The following is a 26,271-nucleotide window of genomic DNA, read 5'->3' as shown; positions in this document are numbered from 1 at the left end:
TTCAGCGTGCGCCCGACATCGCCTTCAGTTGCGCGCACATCTTTTCCTTGTCGGCGGCGCTCATCGTGCCGAGTTTGGTCTTCGTGTCGTCATAGCTCGTCTTGAACGACTTGTCGAAGTCGGCGGCCGACATGCCCTGGCTGGCGGTGGCCGTCTTCTGCTGCTGCTTCATCTGTTCGAGTTGCGCGCTGGTGTAGGCGTTGCAGGCTTCGGCCGCGGCGTGCATCTGGCCGCTCAGGGCGGCCAGATTGGGCATTCCCTGTTGGCCCGGCATCGGTTGCTGCGCGGTGGCGGCGCCGCCCGCAAGCGCGAATGCGGCGGCGCTCATGACGGCGGCGGTCTTGATGCGGGAGAAGGCGCGGACTTGCGAGAGGATCGGCATTTCAGGTCTCCAACGTGATGGGATCGGCTGCCGGATCCACGGTCGCCGTTCCTGGCGTTGTTGTGGGGCAGCCAGCAAGGAGTGCGATGCGGGGTCATGGCCGGCGCTACTGCCTCGGCCATCCTGCCCCCGCTTCGCCCTCCACCAGCACAGCCGGGCCCGACCCGGCTGTGCGCTGCGCAACGCAGCGGGGAAAATATGCCCCGTTTGTGCCGTGCGGCCCGGATACCCTGCAACAGCCTGTATCGCGCCCGGACGCTCTGGCAGTGAGGCGCTGGCACAAACCTTTACGTTCGCCGGGCCGAGGCAAAAAAAACCGGCCCCACTCGGGGCCGGTCTATAGGTGCGCGGGGAGGGCCGAGGGCTCAGCCGCCCAGCTTGGCGCGCTGATCGCGCACCTTGCCCAGCGTTTCGTTGAACTGCGCGACGCGCGCCTTCTCCTGCTCAACCACGGCGGCGGGCGCGCGTTCGACGAAGCTGGCGTTCCCGAGCTTGCCGTTGGCCTTGGCGATTTCGCCCTCGAGGCGCGCGATCTCCTTGTCCAGGCGCACGCGTTCGGCCGCCACGTCGATCTCCACGTGCAGCATGAGGTGGGCATTGCCCACCACCTGAACGGGCGCGCCGGCGTCGGGCAGGCTGTCGACCACGTCGACCTGGCTCAGCTTGGCCAGCGCGGCCAGATAGGGCGCATTGCGCTTGAGCACCGCGGCATCCCCCTGGGCGATGAGCGGCACGCGCTGGGCGGGCGACAGGTTCATTTCGCCACGCAGCGCGCGCACGGCCTCGATCTGCGCCTTGAGTTGGGCGACTTCGGCCTCGGCATCCTTATCGATCGCCGCCGGGTTGGCGCGCGGATAGGGCTGCACGCTCACGCTGCCGGCCTGACCCGCCTCGCGCTTGCCGGCCACGACCGACACCTTCTGCCAGAGCTCTTCCGTGATGAACGGAATGATCGGGTGTGCCAGGCGCAGCACGACCTCCAGCACGCGGATCAGCGTGCGGCGGGTGCCCAGCTGCTGGGCGGGCGTGCCGTTCTGGATCTGCACCTTGGCCAGTTCGACGTACCAGTCGCAGTACTCGTCCCACACGAAGCGGTACAGCGCGTTGGCCACGTTGTCGAAGCGGTAGTCGGCAAAGCCGCGTTCCACTTCGGCTTCGAGTGCCTGCATCTGGCTCACGATCCACTTGTCGGCGAACGAGAGTTCACCGGTCTCGTTGCCGTGCAGCGCGTGCCCTTCCGTGTTCATGAGCACGAAGCGCGTCGCGTTCCAGAGCTTGTTGCAGAAGTTGCGGTAGCCTTCGCAACGCTTGAGGTCGAAGTTGATGTTGCGACCCAGGGTGGCGTATGCCGACATCGTGAAGCGCAGCGCGTCGGTGCCGAAGGCGGGGATGCCATCCGGGTACTGGCGGCGCGTGGCTTTTTCGATCGTGCCGGCCTGCTTCGGATTCATCAGGCCGAACGTGCGCTTGGCCACCAGCGAGTCCAGATCGATGCCGTCGATGAGGTCGACCGGGTCGAGCGTGTTGCCCTTGGACTTGCTCATCTTCTGGCCGTCGGCATCACGGATGAGGCCGTGCACGTACACGTGCTTGAACGGAATGCTGCCGGTCATGTGCATGGTCATCATGACCATCCGCGCGACCCAGAAAAAGATGATGTCGAAGCCCGTGACGAGCACGCTGGAGGGCAGGTAGCGCGCCAGGTCCGGCGTCTTTTCGGGCCAGCCCAGCGTGGTGAAGGGCACGAGCGCCGACGAGAACCAGGTGTCGAGCACGTCGGGGTCGCGGTTGAGCGGACCCGTCACGCCGGCGGCGCGCGCCTGCTCGAGCGCCTCTTCTTCGGAGTGCGCCACGAACACCTGACCGTCTTCGGAGAACCAGGCCGGAATCTGGTGGCCCCACCAGAGTTGACGCGAGATGCACCAGTCCTGGATGTTGTTGAGCCATTGGTTGTAGATCGTGGTCCAGTTGTCCGGGTAGAAGGTGATGCGGCCGTCGGCCACGGCGTCGAGCGCCACTTCGGTGATGCTCTTGCCCGGATTGATCGCGCCTTCGGGCGCGGGCTTGCTCATCGCCACGAACCATTGGTCGGTGAGCATGGGCTCCAGCACCACGCCCGTGCGGTCGCCGCGAGGCTGCATCATCTTGTGCGGTTCGACGCGCACCAGATAGCCGTCGGTTTCGAGCTGAGCAACCACGGCCTTGCGGGCCTCGTAGCGCTCCATGCCCTGAAACTGCGCCGGGCCGTTTTCGTTGATGTGCGCGTCGAGCGTGAAGATCACGATCAGCGGCAGGTCGTGACGCAGGGCGCAGGCGTAGTCATTGAAGTCGTGGGCGCCGGTGATCTTCACGCAGCCCGTGCCGAACTCGGGATCGACGAAGTCGTCGGCGATGATCGGGATGTTGCGATCGCACAGCGGCAGCTCGACCAGCTTGCCCACCAGGTGCTTGTAGCGCGCATCGTCGGGATGCACGCACAGCGCGCCGTCGGCCAGCATGGTCTCGGGACGGGTGGTGGCGATGGTCAGGCCGCGCAGCGTGACGGTATTGCCTTCCTTGTCCACGATGGTTTGCGGCCCGTCGACGAACGGGTACTCGATGTGCCACATGAAGCCGTCGGTTTCTTCCGACTGCACTTCGAGGTCGGACACGGCCGTCAGCAGCTTGGGATCCCAGTTGACCAGCCGCTTGCCGCGGTAGATCAGGCCCTGCCGGTACATGTGCACGAAAGTCTGGACCACGCCGCGCGACATGCGGTCGTCCATCGTGAAGTATTCGCGCGGCCAGTCGGCCGATGCGCCCAGGCGGCGCACCTGGCTGGTGATGGTGTTGCCGGATTGCTCCTTCCACTCCCAGACCTTCTCGGTGAAGGCTTCGCGGCCCAGATCGTGCCGCGACACGCCCTTGGCGTCGAGCTGGCGCTCCACCACGATCTGCGTGGCGATGCCGGCGTGGTCCGTGCCCGGGATGAAGACGGTGTCGTCGCCGCTCATGCGGCGGTAGCGGATCAGGCCGTCCATGATGGTCTGATTGAAGGCGTGACCCATGTGCAGGGTGCCCGTCACGTTCGGCGGCGGGAACTGGATGCAGTAGGGCTGGCTATCCGCCCCCGTTTCTACGTGGCGGCCCGCCTCGAAATAGCCCCGCTTTACCCATTCGTCGTACCAGCGCGATTCGATCTCGGCGGGTTCGAAGCTTTTGGACAGTTCGGGAGTGTCGTTCGGGGAAGAATTCGGGTCGGCAGCTTGGGTCATTACTCAGTTCCGGCAAACAGGGGCCCGACCATACTGGCGGTCGAGCAAACCATCAATTTTAAGATGTAATGCGGTCGTGTCGGCGTGTTAGAATGCCGGGTTACTGTAAACCTTTTAGAAGTCTCTGTTTTTATTGAGGAATTCTGATTGGTTGCCAGTGCCGAATCCTGGTTCTGACGTTCGGGCCGGTGCTGAGGTGCGTGCCCGTGGGCACGTCCTTGGGGGCGCGCCAGCATGCAACCGAGGCGCGCGCCGGCAGGCTCGCCACCCCCAAACACAGTTCCCCCAGGCCGTCATGTCGGTCGCGGCCGCGCAGAACTCTCCGCGCGGCCGGGCGTCAAACCCTATTGAAAATCTGTCGTCAAGTCAGTCTTTTGGAGTTCTCATGTCCATTGAACGCACCCTCTCGATCATCAAGCCCGACGCCGTCGCCAAGAACGCCATCGGTCAGATCGTTGCCCGTTTCGAGCAAGCCGGCCTGAAGGTCGTCGCTGCCCGTCTGCAACAACTGTCGCGCGCCGACGCCGAGCGTTTCTACGCCGTGCACGCCGAGCGCCCCTTCTTCAAGGACCTGGTCGATTTCATGATCTCGGGCCCCGTGTTCGTGCAAGCCCTCGAAGGTGAAGGCGCCATCGCCAAGAACCGCGACCTGATGGGCGCGACCGATCCCAAGAAGGCTGCCCCGGGCACCATCCGCGCCGACTTCGCCGAAAGCATCGACGCCAACGCCGTGCACGGTTCGGACGCTCCCGAAACCGCCGCCGTCGAAATCGCTTTCTTCTTCCCCGAAATCAACATCCACAGCCGTTGATCACGGGTCTGGCTTTTCTGTCTGTCTTTGCGTCATGAGCACTGTCGAACGAATCAATCTGCTGGGCATGGATGCCGGCGCCCTGGCCGACCTGGTCGGCAAGTGGGGCGGCAAGCCTTTTCGCGCCCGCCAGCTGCAGCGCTGGATTCACCAGCGCGGCGCCGATTCGTTCGACGCCATGACCGACCTCGCCCGTGATTTTCGCGGGCAGCTGGCCCAGAACTGCCTGATCGAAGCGCTGCCGGTCGCGACCGAGCAGCGCTCCGTCGACGGCACACGCAAGTGGCTGTTCGACGTGGGGCAGGGCAATGCCATCGAAACCGTCTTCATCCCCGAAGACGACCGCGGCACGCTGTGCATCTCCAGCCAGGCCGGCTGCGTGGTGAACTGCCGCTTCTGTTCGACGGGCCATCAAGGTTTCAACCGCAATCTGCGCACCGACGAAATCATCGGTCAGCTGTGGCATGCCAAGCGTGCCGTCGAAGCCGATATCGGCTCCGCGCGCCTGGCCAGTGCCAAGGCTTCCGAAGATACCCGCGTCATCAGCAACGTCGTGATGATGGGCATGGGCGAGCCGCTGCTCAACTACGACCAGGTCTTGCCCGCGCTGCGTCTCATGCTCGACGACAACGCCTATGGCCTGTCGCGCCGACGCGTCACGGTGTCCACCTCGGGTGTCGTGCCCATGATGGACCGGCTCTCGCAGGATTGCCCGGTGGCGCTGGCCGTCTCGCTGCACGCGCCCAACGACGCGCTGCGCGACGAGCTCGTGCCGCTCAACAAGAAATACCCCCTCGCTGAATTGCTCGCCGCCTGCAATCGATATCTCGAGCATGCGCCGCGCGATTTCATCACGTTCGAATACTGCATGCTGGATGGCGTCAACGACACCGACCAGCACGCCAAGGAACTGATCCAGGTGGCGCGCCAGGTGCGTTGCAAGCTCAACCTGATTCCGTTCAACCCGTTCCCGGCGTCCGGCCTGAAGCGCTCGCCGTCGGCCCGGGTCAAGGTTTTCGCCCAGCGTCTGATGGACGCGGGCATCATCACCACCGTGCGCAAGACGCGCGGTGACGACATCGACGCCGCCTGTGGCCAGTTGGCCGGCGAAGTCAAGGATCGCACGCGTATCACCGAGCGCAACGCTGCCGCTCGGTCCATTCCCATCCGACAGGTGCCAGCATGACGCAGGAAATCGCTCCCGCAGTATCGCAAGCCGTTCCCGCAACCGATCCCGGTGCGGCAGCGGCCACTGTCGGCGCGGCCCTGCGAGCCTTGCGGCTCTCCAAAGGCTGGTCCCTCGAAGAGGTGTCCGGCCGCATCAAGTTTTCTCCCCGTCAGATCCAGGCACTCGAAGAAGAGCGCTGGAACGATCTGCCCACCGGGGTGTCGTTGCGTGGCCTGATCCGTAACTACGCGCGCCTGCTGGGCGCCGACGGTCAGGCCATCGCCGGTTCGCTCGAGGCGCACGCGCCCGCGCCGGCGGCCAGCGTCGCCCCGACGCGCGGCAGCAGCCTGGCGCAGAGCCGTGGCCTGCGCACCTCCGGTACCGAAGGGCTGCCCAGCGAAGACGACCGTTCCGGCGGTTCCTGGGGCTGGTGGATCGTGATTCTGGTGCTGATCGCCGCCGGCGTCGGCTATGCCTTCTGGCAAGGCTGGCTGCCGCGTGAGTGGCTGTCGTTCCAGTGGGTTTCCCAGTTGACCAAGTAACACCGGCCCGATTCATGCATGATCAGTCCAAGCCCTGCCAGGACACGCCGCCGCCCGACGTGGGCGCCGCGCCGCGCCGTCGCACGCGTGCCGTCCAGGTCAAATGGGGCGAGCGTGTCGTCACCATCGGCGGTGACGCTCCGGTCGTGGTGCAGTCCATGACCAACACCGATACCGCGGATCCGATCGCCACCGCGATCCAGGTCAAGGAGCTGGCCCAGGCGGGTTCCGAGATCGTCCGGATCACCGTGAATACCCCCGAGGCCGCGCGCGAGGTCATCGCGATCCGCGAGCAGCTCGATCGCATGGGCATGTCCGTCCCGCTCGTCGGCGACTTCCACTACAACGGTCACAAGCTGCTCACGCAGTTTCCCGATTGCGCGCAGGCCCTGTCCAAGTACCGCATCAATCCGGGCAACATGGGCGGGGGCAAGCGCCGCGACGACAACTTCGCGCAGATGATCGAAGTGGCCTGCCGCCACGACAAGCCGGTGCGTATCGGCGTCAACTGGGGCAGCCTCGATCACGAGCTGATGGCGCGCAAGATGGACGTGAACAACGCCCGCGCCACGCCCTGGGAAGCCCAGGCCGTGATGCGCGACGCTCTCGTCGAGTCCGCCATCACCAATGCGCTGCGCGCCGAAGAGCTCGGCCTCGCCGGCGACAAGATCGTGCTGTCCTGCAAGGTCAGCCATGTGCAGGATCTGATCGCGGTGTATCGCGATCTGTCCTCGCGCTGCGATTACCCGCTACATCTCGGGCTCACCGAAGCCGGCATGGGCAGCAAGGGCATCGTCGCCTCGACGGCCGCGCTGGCGGTGCTCATGCAGCAGGGCATCGGCGACACCATCCGGATCTCGCTCACCCCCGAGCCCGGCGGCGACCGCGATCGCGAAGCGATCGTCGCCCAGGAAATCCTCCAGACCATGGGTCTGCGTGCCTTCACCCCCATGGTCGTGGCCTGCCCGGGCTGTGGCCGCACGAGCAGCACCTTCTTCCAGGAGCTCGCCGACAGCATCCAGTCGTATCTGCGTCGCCAGATGCCGCTGTGGCGCACCCGCTATCCGGGCGTCGAGAGCATGAACGTGGCCGTGATGGGCTGTGTGGTCAACGGCCCCGGCGAAAGCCGGCACGCCGACATCGGTATCAGCCTGCCCGGTACCGGTGAGGTGCCCGCCGCCCCGGTATTCGTCGACGGCGAACGCACCGTCACGCTCAAGGGCGATCACATCGCCGAAGAGTTCCAGGCCATCGTCGAAGATTATGTCGCCCGCCGCTACGGCGCCGACGCTTCTCATTAAGTACAAGGACCAGGCCGCCTGTCCTCGCGGGGATGACGGTGGCACGACAAAGATGACGCAAGCTTTCCAGAAAGTCTCCGCCATTCGCGGGATGAACGACCTGCTGCCGGGCCAAAGCGCCCAATGGGAGCGTTTCGAGGAAATCGTGCGCGGCTGGTTGCGCAGCTACGGCTATCGCAACATGCGCACGCCGGTGCTCGAGAGCACGCGCCTCTTCGCGCGCGGGATCGGCGAAGTCACCGACATCGTCGAAAAAGAGATGTACACCTTCTGGGACGGCGCCGAAGGCAAACAGGATCAGGTCACGATGCGGCCCGAAATGACCGCCGGCATCGTGCGCGCCACGATCGAGCACAACATGCTCTACGACCGGCCGCATCGCGTCTACTCGATCGGTCCGGTGTTTCGCCGCGAGCGGCCCCAGCGCGGCCGCTATCGCCAGTTTCACCAGATCGACGTCGAGGCGCTGGGCCTCGCCGGCCCCGATGTCGACGCCGAGCTGATCGTCATGCTCGCGCGCCTCTGGAAGATGCTGGGCCTGACCGACATCCGCCTCGAGCTCAACTCGCTGGGCCAGCCCGCCGAGCGCGCGGCGCACCGCACGGCGCTCATCGCTCACCTCGAGAAGCACGCCGACATCCTCGACGAAGACGGCAAGCGCCGCCTCTACTCGAACCCGCTGCGCGTCCTCGACACCAAGAATCCCGCCATGCAGGCGATGGCCGACAGCGCGCCGCGCCTGTTCGACTTCCTGGGCGAAGAATCCCGGGCGCACTTCGATGGCCTGTGCCAGCGTCTGACCGACGCGGGCATCGAGTACCGCCTCAATCCGCGCCTGGTGCGGGGTCTCGACTACTACAACCTCACCGTCTTCGAGTGGGTCACGGACCGCCTCGGCGCGCAGGGCACGGTGTGCGGCGGTGGCCGCTACGACGGCCTGATCGAGCTGCTCGGCGGCAAGCCGGCGCCGGCCGTCGGCTTCGCCATCGGCATGGAACGGCTGCTCGATCTGTGGCAGCAAAGCGTGCCGGCCGAAGCCGAGGCCGAGTGCGACGTCTATGTGGTTCACCAGGGCGAAGGCGCGCAGCGTCTGGCCGCCAAGGTGGGCGAGCAGTTGCGTGATGCCGGCTTCTCGGTCATCGTGCACGCCGGCGCGACCGGCTTCAAGGCGCAATTCAAGCGTGCCGACGGCAGCGGTGCCCGGGTTGCGGTTATTCTTGGCGACGATGAAGTGGCCAACGACACCGCAAGCCTCAAGTATCTACGCGGCGAAGCCGAGGGCGCTGCCAGCCAGCAGCAAGTCCCGCTCGCACAGTTGGCTGAAGTTCTGAAATCCAAGGGTTAGCATGGCATACGATCTCGAAGAACAGGAAAAACTCGACGCAATCAAGGCCTGGTGGGCACGCTGGGGCACGCTGCTGCTCGGCTTGGCGACCGTGATCGTGCTGGCCTGGGCCGCCTCCGCTGGCTGGAAGGCCTATCAGGGCTATCGCGCCAATCAGGCCATGGGCTACTTCGAAGCCCTCGAAGATGCCGCCCGCCTGGGTGGTGCCGATTCGGCCGTGCGCATCAAGGCCGCCGCCGCAACGCTGCGTGACGACTATCCCGCCACCGGCTATGCCGGCCGGGGCGCGCTCGTCGCCGCCGCCGCGCTGATCGAACAGAAAGATACCGATGGCGCGCGCCAGCAGCTCGAATGGCTGGCCAGCCAGGAAAAGCAGCCCGCGCTCGCGCCGGTCGCGCGTCTGCGTCTGGCAGGCATGCTGCTCGACCAAAAGCAATACGATGCCGCGCTGGCGCAGCTCAACAATCCGCCGGCGCCTTTCGCCGCGCTGTATGCCGATCGTCGTGGCGACGTGCTGGCAGCTCAAGGCAAGCGCGAAGAAGCCCGCACGGCGTGGCAACAGGCCGTCGACGGTCTGGGCGCCGCGAATCCCCTCACGCAAGCCGTGCAACTGAAACTCGATGCTTTGACCGGAGCCTGATAAGTGATGCGTAATTCCCGTCCTGGCCGTCTGATCTGGCGCGGCGCCTTCGTCATGAGCGCCGTCCTGGCCCTGAGCGCGTGCTCGTGGTTCTCCAAGGACGACGACCGCTATGCGCCGGCGCCCCTGACTGATTATTCGCCCGCCATGTCGGCGCGCGCCGTGTGGTCGCAGTCGATCGGTAGCGGTTCCGGCCTGGGCTTCGCGCCCACGGTGCTGGGCGATGCCGTCTACGCCGCGACGCCCGATGGCTCCGTCGGCAAGTTCGACCTCCAGAGCGGCCGCGTCGTCTGGAAGAGCAAGGCAGAGTCCAAGCTGTCCGCCGGTGTGGGCAGCGACGGCACCACCACGGCAGTGGCCACGCCCTCGGGCGAAGTCGTCGCGTTCGACGACACCGGCAAGATCAAGTGGCGCGCCAAGGCGTCCAGCGATGTCGAGATTCCGCCCGTGGTCGGTTACGGCGCCGTCGTCGTCCGTAGCGGCGACTACCGTATCCAGGCCTTCGACGCCAATACCGGCAATCGTCTGTGGAGCCTGCAGCGTCCGGGTCCGGCGCTCGCCTTGCGCAGCCCGGCCCAGATGGTCATGGCCGAAGGCCTGGTCATCACCGGTCTGCCGGGTGGCAAGATGCTGGCGATCAACGTCGCGTCCGGCAACGTCCAATGGGAAGGCACCGTGGCCACGCCAAAGGGCGCGAGCGACCTCGAACGCCTCACCGACGTAGTCGGTGCGCCGCGCCTGATCGGTCCGCTGATGTGCGCCGTGGCCTATCAGGGTCGCATCGTTTGCTTCGACGTCACCCAGGGTGGCCGTCCGCTGTGGGCCAAGGATTTCTCCAGCGCCAGCGGCATGGCGCTCGACGATCGCTTTGCCTTCGCGCCCGACCAGAACGGCGTCGTGAACGCCTTCGCGCTCGAGAACGGCAACAACGTCTGGAAGCAGGCCGGCCTGAAGAACCGTAAACTGACCTCGCCGGCCATCCTCGGCGGCGCGGTCGCCGTCGGCGACTACGACGGTTATGTGCATTTCCTGTCGCGCAGCGATGGCCGCCTGATGGCGCGCGTGTCGGTGGGCGGTGGCGCGGTGGTCTCGCCGCTTCAGACCACGTCGCAGGGCGTGGTGGTCCAGACCGGCAACGGCAATCTGGTCCTCCTCGGTACCAACTAATCCAAAACTAAGCCTTACACCGTGTCTTTCAAACCTGTCGTTGCCCTGGTCGGCCGTCCCAATGTCGGAAAGTCGACCCTCTTCAACCGCCTTACGCGCTCCCGGGCGGCGTTGGTGGCCGACTATTCCGGCCTGACCCGCGACCGGCATTACGGCGAGGGCAGGGTCGGGGAAACGCCTTTCATCGTGATCGACACGGGCGGCTTCGAGCCGGTGGCCAAGGACGGCATCCTGGCCGAAATGGCGCGCCAGACGCGCCAGGCCATCGCCGAAGCCGACGTGGTGGTGTTTTTGGTCGACGCGCGCGCCGGCATCAACGCGCACGATCACGAGATCGCGCGCCTGCTGCGCAAGTCGGGTCAGCAACGCGTCCTGCTCGCGGTCAATAAGGCCGAAGGCATGGGCGTGGGCAGCGCCACGGGTGATTTCCACGAGCTCGGCCTGGGGCAGCCCTATCCGATCTCGGCCGCGCACGGCGATGGCATCGTCGATCTGATCGGCATCGCCCTCGAGGGCCTGGTCGAACCCGAGCCCGAGCTCGCCGACGGCGAGGGCGAGCCCGATCACCGCATCAAGCTGGCGATCGTCGGTCGTCCCAACGTCGGCAAGTCCACGCTCATCAACACGCTGATGGGCGAAGAGCGCGTGATCGCGTTCGACATGCCGGGCACGACGCGCGACGCGATCGAGATCGAATTCGAGCGCGACGGCCGCAAGTACACGCTGATCGATACCGCCGGGCTGCGCAAGCGCGGCAAGGTGTTCGAGGCCGTCGAGAAGTTCTCCGTCATCAAGACGCTGCAGGCCATCGAGGCCAGCAACGTCGTGCTGCTGATGATCGACGCGCAATCCGAAGTCTCCGAACAAGACGCCCACATCGCGGGCTTCGTGCTCGAGACCGGACGCGCCGTGGTCGTGGCCATCAACAAATGGGACGGCCTCGACGACGAACAGCGCGAGCGCATCGAACGCGAATTCCAGCGCAAGCTGCGGTTCCTGTCGTTCGCGCGTATGCACACCATCTCGGCGCTCAAGGGGCAGGGCATTCGCCCGCTGCTCAAGTCGGTCAATGCGGCGCATGCCGCGGCATTCGCCAAGCTCTCGACCCCCAAGCTCACCCGTGAGCTCCAGGACGCCGTCGAGCAGCAGCAGCCGCCGCGCAAGGGCATTTTCCGTCCGAAGATGCGCTATGCGCACCAGGGCGGACAAAACCCCCCGCTCGTGGTCATCCACGGCAACGCACTGGACGCGATTCCGGATTCGTACCGCCGCTACCTCGAAACCCGCTTCCGCAACGCCTTCAATCTGGCTGGCACGCCGCTGCGCATCGAGTTCAAGTCCTCGCACAACCCCTACGCCGAGGACAAGTAAATGAGCCGCTACTGGAGCCCCGTGGTCGGGGCGCTCAGTCCCTACGTGCCCGGCGAGCAGCCCAAGCTGCTCGATCTGGTCAAGCTCAACACCAACGAAAACCCGTACGGACCGTCGCCGAAGGCCATCGAGGCCATTCGCGCCGCGACCGACGACACGTTGCGCCTGTATCCCGATCCGGGCTCCGATCGTCTGCGCGAGGCCATCGCCGCGCAGGCAGGGCACGGGATCACGGCGGCGCACGTTTTCGTCGGCAACGGTTCCGACGAAGTGCTCGCCCACGTGTTCGTGGCCCTGCTCAAGCACGAGGGTCGCAAGCTGCTGTTCCCGGACATCAGCTACAGCTTCTATCCGGTCTATTGCGGTCTCTTCGGCATCGAGCACGACACCGTGCCGCTCACCGACGACTTCCGGGTTGAGCCGCAGGATTACCTGCCTGCTGGTGGGCAGGCCGCGGGCGGCATCATCTTCCCGAACCCCAACGCACCCACCGGCCGCGCCATGCCGCTCGCCGATGTCGAGCGCATCGTGGCGGGTAATCCGCAATGCGTGGTCGTGATCGATGAGGCGTATGTCGATTTCGGCGCCGAGAGCGCGGTGTCGCTGGTGGCGCGTCACGACAACCTGCTGGTGGTGCAGACGCTGTCGAAGTCGCGCTCGCTCGCCGGTCTGCGCGTGGGTCACGCCATCGGTCATCCGGCCCTGATCGAAGGTCTGGAGCGCGTCAAAGACAGCTTCAATTCCTATCCGATCGACCGTCTGGCGTCGGCTGGCGCCATCGCCGCGCTCGAAGATCAGGCCTATTTCGAACAGACCTGCCGCGCCATCGTCGCCACGCGCGACCGGCTGACCGCCGACCTCCAGGCGCTGGGCTTCGAGGTGCTGCCGTCGGCCGCCAACTTCGTGTTCGCCCGCCATCCCGCGCACGATGGCGCCGCGCTTGCCGCGGCCCTGCGCGAGCGTGCGATCATCGTGCGTCATTTCCGTCGTGCGCGTATCGATCAATTCCTTCGCATCACGGTCGGAACCGACGACGAATGTGCCCGTCTAATCACGGGCCTGAAGGCGATTTTTTCATCGTGACGCCCTCGGGGAAAATCTGAAAACTCTCGTGGCATCTTGCCCGGGCAGCCAAGTGGCACCGCCCGGGAAAACCCTGTAGAGTACATATTTCGGCGTCCGCCACCACCTCAATAACAAATGGAGCCTGGCCAATGAGCAATAAAGGGCAAACTTTGCAAGACCCGTTTCTGAACACGCTGCGCAAGGAACACGTGCCCGTGTCGATCTATCTGGTCAACGGGATCAAGCTTCAGGGGCAGATCGAATCCTTCGACCAATACGTGGTGCTGCTGCGTAATACCGTGACCCAGATGGTCTACAAGCACGCGATCTCGACCGTCGTTCCGGCGCGAGCCGTCAATTTCCAGGTGGAAGTTCCCGCTGAATAAACCGTTTATTGCTCCGGCAGTACCTCCTGTTGCCCGCCGCACGCTTCGTGCCGGCGGGCATTTTCGCTTTGGCCTCGAAATGGTGCACGTATGCGAGCCCTGATTATCAGTGTGGATCTGGGCAGTCCTGATCATATTGCCCATGCCGAAGAATTCGCGATGCTGGCCGACGGCGCCGGCGCGGAAATCGTCGGTACCCTCAACGCGCGCCGAGACCGGCCCGACGCCAAGTTCTTCATCGGCTCGGGCAAGGTCGAAGAGGGCGTGGCCATGGCCGGCGCACTGCTCGCCGATATCGTGCTGTTCGATCAGCCGTTGTCGCCCGCGCAGCAGCGCAACCTCGAACGCGAATTCAATCTGCGCGTCGTCGATCGCGTGGCGCTGATCCTCGACATCTTCGCGTTGCGCGCGAAGAGTCACGAAGGCAAGCTGCAGGTCGAGCTCGCTCAGCTGCAGCATCTCTCCACGCGCCTCACGCGGTTGTGGAGTCACTTGGAACGTCAGCGCGGTGGTATCGGCATGCGCGGGCCGGGTGAATCCCAGCTCGAAATGGATCGACGCATGATCGGCGCCAAGGTCAAGATGCTGCGCGAGCGCCTCGACCGTGTCGAACGTCAGCGCATCACGCAACGTCGTGCGCGTGCGCGCGGCGGCGCCTTGTCGGTCTCGCTCGTGGGCTATACCAACGCCGGCAAGTCGACGCTGTTCAATTCGCTCACGCGCGCGGGCGCCTACGCGGCCGATCAGTTGTTCGCCACGCTCGACACGACCACGCGGCGCATCTGGATCGACGGCGCGGGCTCGGTGGTGCTTTCGGATACGGTGGGATTCATTCGTGATCTGCCGCCCAACCTGATTGCGGCATTCCGCGCCACGCTCGAAGAAACCGTGCACGCCGACCTGCTTCTGCATGTGGTCGACGCGGCCAGTCCGCAGCGCGACGAGCAGGTGCTGGAAGTCCAGAAGGTGCTGACGGAAATCGGCGCAGCCGAGATTCCGACCATTCTGGTATACAACAAGATCGACCGCCTTGACCTGCCTCCGCGGGTCGAGCGCGATGCCCATGGTACGATTGCGCGAGTATTCGTAAGCGCTACCGAGCGCGCCGGTCTGGATGCGTTGCGCGGGGCAATTGCAGAGACCGGACAGATTGCGGGAAACAATGCCTCGAATCAACAAACTCTTCAATCTGAATGATCCCGGCTGGGGTCGTGGCAACAACAATGGCTCCGAGCCGCCCAAGCAGCGGCCGCAGGGCAATGGAGACGGTCCGCCAGATCTCGATGAGGTCTGGCGAGACTTCAATAACCGCATAGGTTCGATCTTCGGGCGCAAGGGCGGCGGCAATAACAACCGCCCCAACTCGCCGCGCGGGGGCTTTCAGCCGCCGTCGCCGCGAGGCGCCCGGATCGGTCTCGGCGTCATCGTTCTGGTGGCTGCCGGCTTGTGGTTGGCGAGCGGCTTCTTCATCGTCCAGGAAGGCCAGGTGGCCGTGGTCACCCAGTTCGGCAAATACAAGTCCACGGCGCCCGCGGGCTTCCAGTGGCGCATGCCGTATCCGATCCAATCGCACGAAATGGTCAACATTTCGCAGCTGCGTACGTTCGAAGTCGGTTTCCGCGGGGGTTCGCGCAACAAGGTTCTGCCTGAATCGCTGATGCTCACCACCGACGAAAACATCGTCGACATGCAGTTCGTGGTGCAGTACCGCCTGCGTGCGGACGGCGCGCCCGATTATCTGTTCAAGATGCGCGATCCGGATGATTCCGTGCGCCAGGCCGCCGAAACCGCCATGCGCGAGATCGTCGGCAAGAAGCAGATGGACTTCGTGCTGTACGAAGGCCGTACCGAAGTGGCTGGCGAAGTCCAGGCACTCATGCAACAGATCCTCGACCGCTACCAGGCGGGCATCCAGATCAGCACGGTCGCCATCCAGAACGTCCAGCCGCCCGAACAGGTGCAGGCCGCGTTCGACGATGCGGTCAAGGCCGGTCAGGATCGCGAGCGTCAGATCAACGAAGGCCAGGCCTACGCCAATCAGGTCGTGCCGCTCGCCAGTGGTCAGGCGTCGCGCATGCTCGAGCAGGCCGAAGGTTACAAGGCCAAGGTCATCGGCGACGCGCAGGGTAATTCGGCACGCTTCGTGTCGATCCTGGGCGAATACGAGAAGGCGCCGCGCGTCATGCGCGAACGTCTCTATCTCGAGACCATGCAAGAGGTCTTCACGCGTGCCAGCAAGGTCATGGTCGATACGCAGAACGGCAATCAGCTGATGTATCTGCCGCTCGACAAGATCATGCAGCAGGCCGCGCACGAGGCGGGTCGTCCGCAGGGCAGCAATCTGAGTCTTCCGGGCGGCAACCAGCCCACGATTCCGCCCGCGCCCTCGCGCACTCCGGGGTCGGCGAACAACGCCGGCAATAGCGGCAACAACAGCAACACCGGCAACACGCTCACGCGCGATCGCGTGTTGTCCCGCTAATCCCGAGGAGCCCTGACTATGCAACGTCTCATGCCTTACCTGGTCGGCCTTCTCATCATCCTGGCCGTCCTTTCTTCCTGCGTTTTCGTCGTGCGCGAGCGCGACTACGCGCTGGTGTTCTCGCTGGGTGAAGTCCGTACCGTCATCAACGAGCCGGGTCTCTACTTCAAGGCGCCGCCGCCGTTCCAGAACGTCGTCACGCTCGACAAGCGCATTCTCACCATCGAATCGAGCGATGCCGAGCGCATCCAGACTTCTGAAAAGAAGAACCTGATGATCGACTCGTACGTGAAGTGGCGCATTGCCGATCCGCGCCTGTACTACGTGACCTTCGGTGGCAACGAGCGCGCCGCCCAGGAACGTCTGCAGGCCCAGATCCGCGACGCGCTCAACGCGTCGGTCAACGTGCGTACCGTGAAGGACGTCGTGTCGGCCGAGCGCGACAAGGTGATGGCCGAAATCCTCACCAACGTCGCGAAGCGCGCCGAGCCGCTGGGCGTGCAAGTGGTCGACGTGCGTCTGCGCCGTATCGAGTTCGCGCCCGAGATTTCCGAATCGGTTTACCGCCGTATGGAAGCCGAGCGTACGCGTGTCGCCAACGAGCTGCGCTCGATCGGTGCCGCCGAGAGCGAGAAGATCCGCGCCGAAGCCGACCGCCAACGCGAAGTGATCGTGGCTCAGGCCTACGCCCGTGCCCAGACGGTCATGGGTGAGGGCGACGCCCAGGCCGGCAGCATCTATGCCGAAGCCTTCGGCCGCAATCCCGAGTTCTACTCTTTCTACAAGAGCCTCGAGGGTTACCGCGCTGCCTTCTCGAAGACGGGCGACGTGCTGGTGGTGGATCCGTCGTCGGATTTCTTCCAGTTCTTCAAGAACCCGACGGCCGCGACCACGGGCACGGCTCAGTAAGACCACGGTTGCCTCGCCTCGGCGGGGCGCCATCCGGGCGGGGCGTCTTCGGGCGCCCCGTTTGGCATTCCGGGGCTGGGCAAGGGGTAGGACGATCTGCCCGATCCATGTACAATACCCCGTAAGCTAGAACATTTCCGCAACGGCTGAGCGGGCTTACGCCCCCTCAGCCGTTTTCATTTTGGGCGACGCTTTCGTTTGATCGACGCGTCATTCAGGTAAATATTCATGGGTAACTGGTTGCTGCCCGAGGGGCTGGCAGATGTCTTGCCGGCCGAGGCCCGGCGCATCGAGGAACTGCGGCGCGAGCTGCTCGATCTCTACCGTACTTACGGTTTCGAGCTGGTCGCTCCGCCGCTGGTCGAATACATCGATTCTCTGCTGGGTGCCGGCAGTGATCTGGGGTTGTACACCTGCAAGCTGGTCGACCAGCTGTCGGGTCGCACGTTGGGCGTACGCGCCGACATGACCACCCAGGTCACGCGCATCGATGCTCACCTCCTCAATCGCGCTGGCGTAACCCGCCTTTGCTATTGCGGCACTGTCCTGCATGCCCGCCCGGCCGACCTGCTGTCGAGCCGCGAGCTGCTGCAGATCGGCGCCGAGATTTACGGCCATGCGGGTTTCGAGGCCGACCTCGAAATCATCAACCTGGTACTCGAAACGGTCGGTATCGCCGGGGTGCGTGCGCCGCGTCTCGATCTGAGCCATTCGGGCGTGGTCAAGGCGCTGTTCGACGCGGATGCCGCGGCGGTGGCGCGCGCCAGCGAGATCATCCTGCTGCTGCGCGAGAAAGATGTGGCGGGTCTGAAGGCGCTCAACGAGAGCGGCCCGGCATTGCGCGCCGAAACGCAACAGGCGTTGCGCGCGCTGGCCGAGCTGTACGGTGGGCCCGAGGTGCTGGCAGAAGCGCGCCGCGTGCTGCCGGCATTGCCCGCGCTCGCGGCCGCCCTCGACGACCTACAGGCCGTGGTCGATGCGCTGCCCGAGGTGGCGCTGGGTATCGACCTGGCTGACGTCGGCGGTTACGGTTATCACTCCGGCGTCACCTTCGCGCTTTATGCCGAGGGGTGGCACGATGCATTGGTGCGTGGCGGTCGCTATGACGACGTCAGCCGCGCATTCGGCCGGGCTCGCCCGGCCACGGGCTTCAGTCTCGACCTGCGCAAGCTCGCAGCCGGGCTGGCGCCGGCAGAACCCGGGCGCGCCGTACGCGCGCCCTGGGGGCAGGACCCCGCCCTGATCGATGCGGTGCGCGCACTGCGCCGGTCGGGCGAAATCGTCGTCCAGGTATTGCCCGGTCATGAGCAAGACCAGGACGAATACGTTTGCGATCGCGAGCTGGCACTGCAAGAAGGTGCCTGGACGGTCAAAACGCTGTGACTAATTCCCTCCCGATGACGGGAGGGCCGCGGGGAGATTTCCGGATTTCCCGAGAAACTCGATATTTGATTCGTAACATGAGCAAGAACGTCGTGGTTATCGGCACCCAATGGGGTGACGAGGGTAAGGGCAAGATCGTCGACTGGCTGGCAGAGTCGGTTCAGGGCGTGGTCCGCTTCCAGGGTGGCCATAATGCTGGCCACACGCTGTGGATCAACGGCCAGAAGACCATTCTGCGTCTGATCCCGTCGGGCATCATGCATCCTGGCGTGACCTGCTACATCGGCAACGGTGTGGTGCTGTCGCCCGAGGCCCTGCTCAAGGAAATCGAAGAGCTCGAGGCCGCCGGCCTCGATGTGCGCTCGCGTCTGCAGATCTCTGAAGTCTGCCCGCTGATCCTGCCGTACCACGTGGCCGTCGACAAGGCGCGCGAGGCACGCAAGGGCGAGGGCAAGATCGGCACGACCGGTCGCGGCATCGGCCCGGCCTACGAAGACAAGGTCGCCCGCCGCGCGCTGCGCGTGCAAGACCTCTTCAATCCGAGCCTGTTCGACGAAAAGCTCGCCGAAGTGCTCGACTACCACAACTTCGTGCTGACCCAGTACCTGGGCGCCGAAGCCGTGTCGGCCAACGAAGTGCGCGACCAGGCCATGGCGCTCGCGCCGGCCATCGCCCCGATGGTGCGCGATGTCTCGAGCAACCTCTATCTGGCTCAGCAGCAAGGCGCCAGCCTGCTGTTCGAAGGCGCGCAGGGCGCACTGCTCGACGTCGATCACGGTACCTACCCGTTCGTCACGAGCAGCAACTGCGTGGCGGGTGCGGCTTCGGCCGGTGCCGGCGTGGGCCCGCAATCGCTGAACTACGTGCTCGGCATCACCAAGGCCTACACCACGCGTGTCGGTTCGGGTCCGTTCCCGACCGAGCTGGTCGACGAAATCGGTACGCGCCTGGCCACCATCGGCAAGGAATTCGGTTCGGTCACGGGTCGTCCGCGCCGCTGCGGCTGGTTCGACGGCGCCGCGCTCAAGCGCTCGGTGCGCCTGAACGGCATTTCGGGCCTGTGCATCACCAAGCTCGACGTGCTCGACGGCCTCGAAACCATCCAGCTCGGCGTCGGCTATCGCGTCGATGGCGAGTTCCGTGACGTGCTGCCGTACGGCGCCCACGCCGTCGCTCAGGCTCAGCCGGTGCTCGAAGAGCTGCCGGGCTGGTCCGAGTCGACCGTCGGCATCACCGAGTATGCCAAGCTGCCCGCCAACGCCCGCCGCTACCTCGAGCGCGTGGCAGAAGTGTGCGGCGTGCCGATCGACCTGGTGTCGACCGGTCCGGATCGCAACGAAACCATCGTGCTGCGCCACCCCTTCAAGGGCTGAACGCACACGCCCGGGCAGAGCAGGCCGCTTTTTCAATCGCCTTTGCCCGGGTTATGATTCGCCAGGCCGCCGCAGGGTCACCTGCCGGCGGCCTTTTCGTATTCATTTGCAGGAGATGACCCTCCATGAGCTCGCCAAAAAGCGACGACAGCCATCTGTGGGTGACTTGGGACGACTATCACCGCCTGATTGAGCGCCTGTCTTTTACGGTCTACCAGTCCGGTTGGGAATTCGACCAGATTCTGTGTCTGGCCCGCGGCGGCGTCCGGGTCGGCGACGTGATGTCCCGAATTTTCGACGTTCCCCTCGGCATTCTGGCCACTAGCAGCTACCGTGAAGCCGCCGGCACCAAGCAGGGCGACCTCGATATCGCCCAGTTCATCACCATCACGCGCGGCACGCTGTCGGGCCGGGTGTTGCTGGTAGACGACATGGTCGACACGGGCAAGACCTTCATGCGTGTGCATGACCACCTCAAGAACCAGTTCCCGGCGATCACCGAGTTGCGCAGTGCCGTGCTCTGGTGGAAAGGCCATTCACAGGCCACGCCCGACTATTACGCCGACAAGTTGCCCACGAACCCCTGGATTCACCAGCCGTTCGAGGATTACGACAGCCTGCGCCCGCACCAACTCGAAGCCTGGATCCGCAAGGGTTCGAGCTGACACCGGGCTCGGCGCGCTCGCGGCGTGCGGCGCGCGCCCTGCGGTGCCACCCGATGCTGTTTCGCCTCGGTCTCCGACTCGGGGCGCCTTGGCCGGCGGTCCGGCCGGGTGTTGTCTCTTTGCCCGGTCCGACTGGTCAATTTCGGCGCAGCCGTGCTAGAATCGCTGGTTATCGCTAAACCGAACCTGTTTTATTGTCGGCTTGGGGCTCATTTGAGTAACCCCCGAGTAGGCCCTGAGCAGTCCCTTGGGTAACCCCCGGGTCCTCTCAGGTGTGCGACAAAAGGCCGGAGATCGGCTAGGGATGCGGCCCGAGGGCGGCCTGTGCGTAGCACAGAGCTCGGTTTTCGGGTTGCGCCGCATGCTACAAGCCCGTTGGAACCTGATTTCAGGGGCTTGCGGCGTGTGTAGATAGCCGTAGGGCCAGCCAGGACCAGGTTTGTCATCAATCGTAGTTACTCAAGACCACTGAATTTATGCCTATCGTTCGACTGAAGGAAAACGAACCGTTTGAAGCCGCTCTGCGCCGCTTCAAGCGCACCATCGAAAAAACTGGCTTGCTCACCGAGCTGCGTTCGCGCGAGTTCTACGAGAAGCCCACGGCCGAGCGCAAGCGCAAGCACGCCGCCGCGGTGAAGCGCCACTACAAGCGGATTCGTAGCCAGCAACTGCCCCCGCGCCTGTATTGATATCTGATTCCCGAATCTATTGATTCCAGAATCATTCATTCAGGATTTACTCGCCCGGGTCGATGTTGCAGACGTCGTCGGGCGATACGTGCAGTTGCGCAAGGGTGGGGCCAATCTACTTGGCCTCTGTCCGTTTCATAACGAGAAAAGCCCTTCCTTCACCGTCAGCCCCACGAAGCAGTTCTACCACTGCTTCGGCTGCGGAGCCCATGGCAGCGCCATCACCTTCCTGATGGAGCACACGGGCGCAAGTTTCCCCGAAGCCGTGCGTACCCTCGCCGGCTCCGTGGGAATGACCGTTCCCGAAGAATCCCGCAGTCCGCGTCAACGCGCCGAATCCCAACGCCGTCAGGCCGAGGTGTCGCGTCATACGCAGGTGCTTGATGCCGCGCAGGCGCAGTATCTGCGGCTGCTGCGCGGATCTCCCCAAGCGATCGCCTACCTCAAGCAACGTGGCTTGACGGGCGAGGTCGCGCGCAATTTCGGATTGGGCTGGTCCGGCACGGACCGCCACGGTCTCTCGCAGATCTTCGACAACTACGATGATCCGATCCTGGTCGAGTCCGGCCTGGTGATCGAGTCCGAGGATGGCCGCCGCTACGATCGCTTCCGCGAGCGGATCATGTTCCCGATCCGCAATACGCGTGGCGCGCTCATCGGCTTCGGTGGCCGCATCATCGGCAAGGGCGAGCCCAAGTACCTCAATTCTCCCGAGACCCCCGTGTTCTCCAAAGGCCACGAGCTGTACGGTCTGTGGGAGGCCCGTCTGTCCATCCGTCAGGAAGGGATGGTCATCGTGGTCGAGGGGTACATGGACGTGGTCGGGCTGGCGCAGCTGGGCATCGGCAATGCCGTGGCCACGCTGGGCACCTCCACCACGCCGGATCACGTCAAGAAGTTGCTGCGGGCCAGCGACAAGGTCGTTTTCAGCTTCGATGGCGACGCCGCGGGTCGGCGGGCCGCGTGGCGCGCGCTGCAGGCCTGCCTGCCGGTGCTGCGCGACGACATCGCCATCCGTTTTCTGTTCCTGCCGGCCGAGCACGATCCCGATTCCTATGTGCGCGAGTTCGGCGCCGAGGCGTTTCGCGAGCAATTGGGCCAGGCGGCGGCGCTGTCGCGCTTCCTGCTCGATGAGCTGAGCTCCCGGCACAACCTCGACGAGGCCGAAGGGCGGGCCAGTTGCCTGCACGAAGCCAAGCCGCTGCTGCATCAGATCCCCGAGTGTGGTCTGCGCACGCAGATCGAGCGCGAGCTGGCCAAGGTGGTGCAGCTCACGCCCGAGGAGATGGCCGCGTCGATGGCGCAGTACTCGGCGCAGATGCAGGCGCAGGCCGCGGCACGCCAGGCCGTGGCGGCCAACCATCCCGCCACGCCCGCGCAGCCCGGCGCGGCGCGGCCCGCTGCCGCACAGGCTGGCCAAGCCGGCCAGCCCGGCGATGCGCCCGCATCCGGTGGGGCTGAGGACGGCGCACCGCCGGATTGGGGCTACGAGCCCTACGGCGACGACGAGCCCGATCTCTATGCCATGGGCATCGAACCCGCGGGAGAGTCCGCGCCGCAATGGGGCGGCGAGGAGTCCGGCGGCTGGAAGTCCAAGGGCGACTGGAAGGGTAAAAGCGACTGGAAGCCCAAGGGCGAATGGAAAGGCAAGGGCAAGGGCGACTGGAAAGGTCGCCGCGACGACGGCCCGGGCGGTTACGAGGGCAAGCGGGTCATGCCGTCCCTGGCGCGCCGGCTGCTGTGTCTGTTGCTGGCCCACCCCGAATTGGTGGACTCCATGGGCGACCTGCAGCTTGAAGTCATCGACCACGGTCCCCATCTAGGTCTTGTACGAGACCTGATCATGCTGGCCAAGAGCAGCGGCGCCCGTCACGTGGGCGCGCTGATGGAGGCGGCGGACAGCGATTCGGATCTGTATGTGGCGCTCAAGGGTTTGCGCGCCGACGTGCTGGCCCAGGAAGATCTGCCCGATCCGCAGACCGAATGGGACGACGCGCTGCGTCGGATCGAGTTCGATTCGGTGCGCGCCGAGATGGCCAAACTGGCCCAGTCGGGGGTCTCCGACGAGGCCGGCCGGAAGCGCTATCTTGAACTATCAGCCCGTTTAACTGTCTTAAAAGCTGCAGGTATGCGCTGAATTGCGTTAACATCGAGGGTTTCGTGTTTACGGCGAATTTGTCCGCCAGGCATGATCAGGCCCGGTGACCAGACCCGGCGATCAGGTCCGGCAATGGCGCCGCATGGCGGCCGCAGGCGCGGGGCGCGATGAAAGATCCGCCCGGCAGGGGTGCGTAATGTCTCCTGCAGGCCCGGCGTAACGGGGCCACATTGAACAACGCGTTTGCCGGTCGCACCGGCGGGCGCAGAGCGGTAATCGGAACGTCGCGGTGTCGTAGCGCTTGCCCTCCAGGCAAAAGACGCTCCAACGCACGATCCGACGGTGTCCTCCTGGCTCGCTGGCTTATGCCACGCCAGGGTCACCCTGCAAGACGGTCGCGCCGCGACAAGTAGCAAGCGGCGTGCCCGGCGGGGCTTGGATACCTCGATTTTTACGAAGTTTGGGCGGTTTTCGAGTGCCGGGGTTACGATACCCGGTGATGCGAACCTGTTTTCACCAATCGGTCATGCCATGACGGTGTGCCGCGATTTTGCGCGGCGGTCATGGTCATGGCCTTTTGGGGTTTGCTTTCGGAGATCGCGCGGCATGACCCGCGTGTGGCGGGTCGGAACAAATGAAGTAAGCAGGTGGTGGGTCGCGCAATCGGCGGCCGCGCCGCCGGGTATGACGGCAGGTGTTGTATCTAAGGCAGCAGGGGATTCCCACAGCTAGCCCGGCCTGAAACAGGCACGACAGCACCTCCGATATCCGGCGCACGGCAACCGACGAAATCGCGACACGTTAGCGCTGTTGGGCATCGATGCCAGATCAGCGGCGCAACGGGGTTCGGAGCCAGTTTCGCGACCAACGCGAATGCGCGGTTTCAGCAAGGCCCGCCAGTTTTACCCGTGTACACCACGGTGCAATAACCCAAAACAGGGTTGCGACGACCACGGAAGCGACTATGACCAAAACCACTGGCAAATCCACCTCTGCAATCGATGCGGCTGACGCCCAATCCCCGACGGCCAAGAAGCGCGTCGTGAGCATGGCGGCGGAAAAAGCGCCTGCCAAAACGGCAGTGAAGGTCGCCAAGACTGCAACGAAGGCGGCCGCCAAGAAAGCGCCCGCCAAGACGGCTGCTGCCGCGACCGGCGAAAAGGTCACCAAGGCTCGTGCCAAGAAGGCCGAAGACAAGCTGGCCGATCTGGTCGGCGGCGCGCGTCCGGCCGTGCCCAGCGGCCGTCGTCCCGGCCGTCCTGCCAAGAATGCCAATAACGACAGCGATTCGTTCGACGATCCGATGGACGGCGAAGGCGAAGTCGTGCCTGATTTCAAGCCCGCCAAGCGCGGCGGCAAGCGCGGCAAGGGCGATCCGAAGGATCTGATCGCCCGTGGCCCCGTCACGCCCGAAGAATACGAAGCGCGCCGCAATCGCCTGAAGCAGCTGATCAAGCTGGGCAAGGACCGCGGCTACCTGACGTACGGCGAAATCAACGATCATCTGCCTGACGATCTGGTCGACGCCGAAGCCATCGACGGCATCATCAGCACCTTCAGCGACATGGGCATCTCGGTCTACGACCAGGCCCCGGACGCCGAAACCCTGCTGATGAGCGAAAACGCCCCGGTGGCGTCCAACGACGACGACGTCGAAGACGAAGCCGAAGCCGCCCTCACCACGGTGGACTCCGATTTCGGCCGCACCACCGACCCCGTGCGTATGTACATGCGCGAAATGGGCTCGGTCGAGCTGCTGACCCGCGAAGGCGAAATCGAGATCGCCAAGCGCATCGAAGACGGCCTGAAGCACATGGTCATGGCCATCTCGGCGTGTCCCACCACCATCAACGAGATCCTCGCCCACGCCACGCGCGTGCGTGAGAGCCAGGCTCAGATCGACGAAGTGGTCGACGGCCTGGTGGATCCGGAAGATGGTGAGGAGTACGCTGGCGCCGGCGTGAGCGCCGACGAAGACGAAGGCGATGACGGCCCGGCCGGCGGCATGTCGAGCAAGCAGCTCGAAGACCTGCGCGTCAAGGCACTGGCCAAGTTCGACGAAGTGTCCAAGCAGTTCGACCGCATGCGCCTCTCGTACGAGAAGGAAGGCTACAAATCCGACTCGTACACCAAGGCTCAGGAAATCATCCAGAACGAGCTGATGGGTATCCGCTTCACGGCCAAGATGGTCGAGAAGCTGGCCGACACCCTGCGCAATCAGGTCGAAGAAGTGCGTCAGCTCGAACGTGCCGTGCTCCACACCTGCGTGGATCGCGCCGGCATGCCGCGTCCGCATTTCCTGAAGGTGTTCCCGGGCAACGAGACCAACCTGCAGTGGGTGCTCGATGAGGTCGCCGCGGGTCATCCGTACGCCGAGACGCTCGAGCGTCAGATCCCGGCCGTCCAAGAGCTGCAGCAGAAGCTGATCGACTTGCAGACGCGCGTCGTGCTGCCGCTGAAGGACCTGAAGGACGTCAACAAGCGCATGGCCACCGGCGAAGCCAAGGCTCGCAAGGCCAAGCGCGAAATGACCGAGGCCAACCTGCGTCTGGTGATCTCGATCGCCAAGAAGTACACCAACCGCGGTCTGCAGTTCCTCGACCTGATCCAGGAAGGCAACATCGGCCTGATGAAGGCGGTGGACAAGTTCGAATACCGTCGTGGCTACAAGTTCTCCACGTACGCCACGTGGTGGATTCGTCAGGCCATCACGCGCTCGATCGCCGACCAGGCACGCACCATCCGTATTCCGGTTCACATGATCGAAACGATCAACAAGATGAACCGGATCAGCCGTCAGATCCTGCAGGAAACCGGCGCCGAGCCGGATCCCGCGACCCTGGCGCAGAAGATGGACATGCCGGAAGACAAGATCCGCAAGATCCTGAAGATCGCCAAGGAACCCATCTCGATGGAAACCCCCATCGGCGATGACGACGATTCGCACCTGGGCGACTTCATCGAGGACACGTCCACGCTGGCTCCTTCCGACGCGGCGCTGCATGGCTCCATGCGCGACGTGGTCAAGGAAGTGCTAGACTCCCTGACCCCGCGCGAGGCCAAGGTCCTGCGCATGCGTTTCGGTATCGAAATGAGCACCGACCAAACGCTCGAGGAAGTCGGCAAGCAGTTCGACGTGACGCGCGAGCGGATCCGTCAAATAGAGGCTAAGGCGCTGCGCAAGCTGCGTCATCCCAGCCGGGCCGACAAGCTGAAGAGCTTCCTCGAAGGGCAGTAACG

21 protein-coding genes are annotated in these 26,271 nt (G+C 64.7%); 19 read left to right on the top strand and 2 right to left on the bottom strand.

Going from position 1 to position 26,271, the window contains the following annotated elements:
* Nucleotide 1: 1 nt before the first annotated feature.
* The gene (locus tag CAL25_RS12570) at nucleotides 2-382 is read right to left on the bottom strand and encodes a hypothetical protein (protein WP_249279056.1); all 381 of its coding nucleotides are present in this window, start codon (nucleotides 380-382) and stop codon (nucleotides 2-4) included.
* Nucleotides 383-747: 365 nt separating this feature from the next.
* Nucleotides 748-3,636, bottom strand: coding sequence for a valine--tRNA ligase (locus tag CAL25_RS12565; protein ID WP_094800455.1), 2,889 nt, complete (start codon nucleotides 3,634-3,636; stop codon nucleotides 748-750).
* Nucleotides 3,637-4,021: 385 nt separating this feature from the next.
* Between CAL25_RS12565 and ndk the strand changes: the two genes are divergently transcribed.
* The 19 genes from ndk (at nucleotide 4,022) to rpoD (ending at nucleotide 26,269) form a co-directional block, all read left to right on the top strand.
* The gene (gene ndk / locus CAL25_RS12560) at nucleotides 4,022-4,447 is read left to right on the top strand and encodes a nucleoside-diphosphate kinase (protein ID WP_094800453.1); all 426 of its coding nucleotides are present in this window, start codon (nucleotides 4,022-4,024) and stop codon (nucleotides 4,445-4,447) included.
* Nucleotides 4,448-4,481: 34 nt separating this feature from the next.
* Nucleotides 4,482-5,633 carry a 23S rRNA (adenine(2503)-C(2))-methyltransferase RlmN gene (gene rlmN / locus CAL25_RS12555; protein ID WP_094800451.1) on the top strand — a complete coding sequence of 384 codons (1,152 nt, stop codon included), beginning with the start codon at nucleotides 4,482-4,484 and terminating at the stop codon, nucleotides 5,631-5,633.
* Entirely contained in the window at nucleotides 5,630-6,157 is a 528-nt protein-coding gene (locus CAL25_RS12550) for a helix-turn-helix domain-containing protein (protein ID WP_094800449.1), read from the top strand. The genes rlmN and CAL25_RS12550 overlap by 4 nt, the downstream gene beginning before the upstream one ends.
* Before the next feature lie 14 nt (nucleotides 6,158-6,171).
* Entirely contained in the window at nucleotides 6,172-7,458 is a 1,287-nt protein-coding gene (gene ispG / locus CAL25_RS12545; protein WP_094800447.1) for a flavodoxin-dependent (E)-4-hydroxy-3-methylbut-2-enyl-diphosphate synthase, read from the top strand.
* Nucleotides 7,459-7,510: 52 nt separating this feature from the next.
* Entirely contained in the window at nucleotides 7,511-8,803 is a 1,293-nt protein-coding gene (hisS, locus tag CAL25_RS12540) for a histidine--tRNA ligase (protein WP_094800446.1), read from the top strand.
* Nucleotide 8,804: 1 nt separating this feature from the next.
* Nucleotides 8,805-9,443, top strand: coding sequence for a YfgM family protein (locus CAL25_RS12535; protein WP_094800444.1), 639 nt, complete (start codon nucleotides 8,805-8,807; stop codon nucleotides 9,441-9,443).
* A 3-nt stretch (nucleotides 9,444-9,446) separates the two neighbouring features.
* Entirely contained in the window at nucleotides 9,447-10,610 is a 1,164-nt protein-coding gene (bamB, locus tag CAL25_RS12530; RefSeq protein WP_094800442.1) for an outer membrane protein assembly factor BamB, read from the top strand.
* A gap of 21 nt (nucleotides 10,611-10,631) precedes the next feature.
* Nucleotides 10,632-11,981, top strand: a complete 1,350-nt coding sequence (gene der / locus CAL25_RS12525) for a ribosome biogenesis GTPase Der (protein ID WP_094800440.1) — start codon at nucleotides 10,632-10,634, stop codon at nucleotides 11,979-11,981.
* The gene (hisC, locus tag CAL25_RS12520; RefSeq protein ID WP_094800438.1) at nucleotides 11,982-13,064 is read left to right on the top strand and encodes a histidinol-phosphate transaminase; all 1,083 of its coding nucleotides are present in this window, start codon (nucleotides 11,982-11,984) and stop codon (nucleotides 13,062-13,064) included.
* A gap of 131 nt (nucleotides 13,065-13,195) precedes the next feature.
* Nucleotides 13,196-13,432 carry an RNA chaperone Hfq gene (hfq, locus tag CAL25_RS12515; RefSeq protein WP_003810707.1) on the top strand — a complete coding sequence of 79 codons (237 nt, stop codon included), beginning with the start codon at nucleotides 13,196-13,198 and terminating at the stop codon, nucleotides 13,430-13,432.
* 90 nt (nucleotides 13,433-13,522) lie between these two features.
* Entirely contained in the window at nucleotides 13,523-14,629 is a 1,107-nt protein-coding gene (hflX, locus tag CAL25_RS12510; RefSeq protein ID WP_094800436.1) for a GTPase HflX, read from the top strand.
* Nucleotides 14,595-15,914, top strand: a complete 1,320-nt coding sequence (hflK, locus tag CAL25_RS12505) for an FtsH protease activity modulator HflK (RefSeq protein ID WP_094800434.1) — start codon at nucleotides 14,595-14,597, stop codon at nucleotides 15,912-15,914. Before hflX ends, hflK begins: the two co-directional genes overlap by 35 nt.
* An 18-nt stretch (nucleotides 15,915-15,932) precedes the next feature.
* The gene (hflC, locus tag CAL25_RS12500) at nucleotides 15,933-16,823 is read left to right on the top strand and encodes a protease modulator HflC (RefSeq protein WP_094800432.1); all 891 of its coding nucleotides are present in this window, start codon (nucleotides 15,933-15,935) and stop codon (nucleotides 16,821-16,823) included.
* A gap of 228 nt (nucleotides 16,824-17,051) precedes the next feature.
* A complete protein-coding gene (locus CAL25_RS12495; protein ID WP_094800430.1) occupies nucleotides 17,052-18,206 on the top strand; it encodes an ATP phosphoribosyltransferase regulatory subunit in 1,155 nt (384 codons plus the stop codon).
* A gap of 77 nt (nucleotides 18,207-18,283) precedes the next feature.
* Nucleotides 18,284-19,579 carry an adenylosuccinate synthase gene (locus CAL25_RS12490; RefSeq protein ID WP_170948483.1) on the top strand — a complete coding sequence of 432 codons (1,296 nt, stop codon included), beginning with the start codon at nucleotides 18,284-18,286 and terminating at the stop codon, nucleotides 19,577-19,579.
* 125 nt (nucleotides 19,580-19,704) lie between these two features.
* Nucleotides 19,705-20,244: a phosphoribosyltransferase gene (locus tag CAL25_RS12485; protein ID WP_094800426.1), complete on the top strand. Its 540-nt coding sequence runs from the start codon at nucleotides 19,705-19,707 to the stop codon at nucleotides 20,242-20,244.
* 476 nt (nucleotides 20,245-20,720) lie between these two features.
* Nucleotides 20,721-20,933 carry a 30S ribosomal protein S21 gene (rpsU, locus tag CAL25_RS12480; RefSeq protein ID WP_006218592.1) on the top strand — a complete coding sequence of 71 codons (213 nt, stop codon included), beginning with the start codon at nucleotides 20,721-20,723 and terminating at the stop codon, nucleotides 20,931-20,933.
* Between the two features lie 19 nt (nucleotides 20,934-20,952).
* Nucleotides 20,953-23,070 (top strand): DNA primase, encoded by a 2,118-nt coding sequence (dnaG, locus tag CAL25_RS12475; RefSeq protein ID WP_094800424.1) that lies wholly within the window; start codon nucleotides 20,953-20,955, stop codon nucleotides 23,068-23,070.
* A 925-nt stretch (nucleotides 23,071-23,995) separates the two neighbouring features.
* Complete coding sequence (rpoD, locus tag CAL25_RS12470) at nucleotides 23,996-26,269, top strand: RNA polymerase sigma factor RpoD (protein WP_094800423.1); 2,274 nt, start codon at nucleotides 23,996-23,998, stop codon at nucleotides 26,267-26,269.
* Nucleotides 26,270-26,271 lie beyond the last annotated feature (2 nt).

Origin of the sequence: Bordetella genomosp. 5, from assembly GCF_002261315.1 — a bacterium.
Lineage (GTDB): Bacteria > Pseudomonadota > Gammaproteobacteria > Burkholderiales > Burkholderiaceae_B > Bordetella.
Note: the sequence above shows the minus strand (reverse complement) of the source record. Positions and strands in the feature narration are given on the sequence as shown.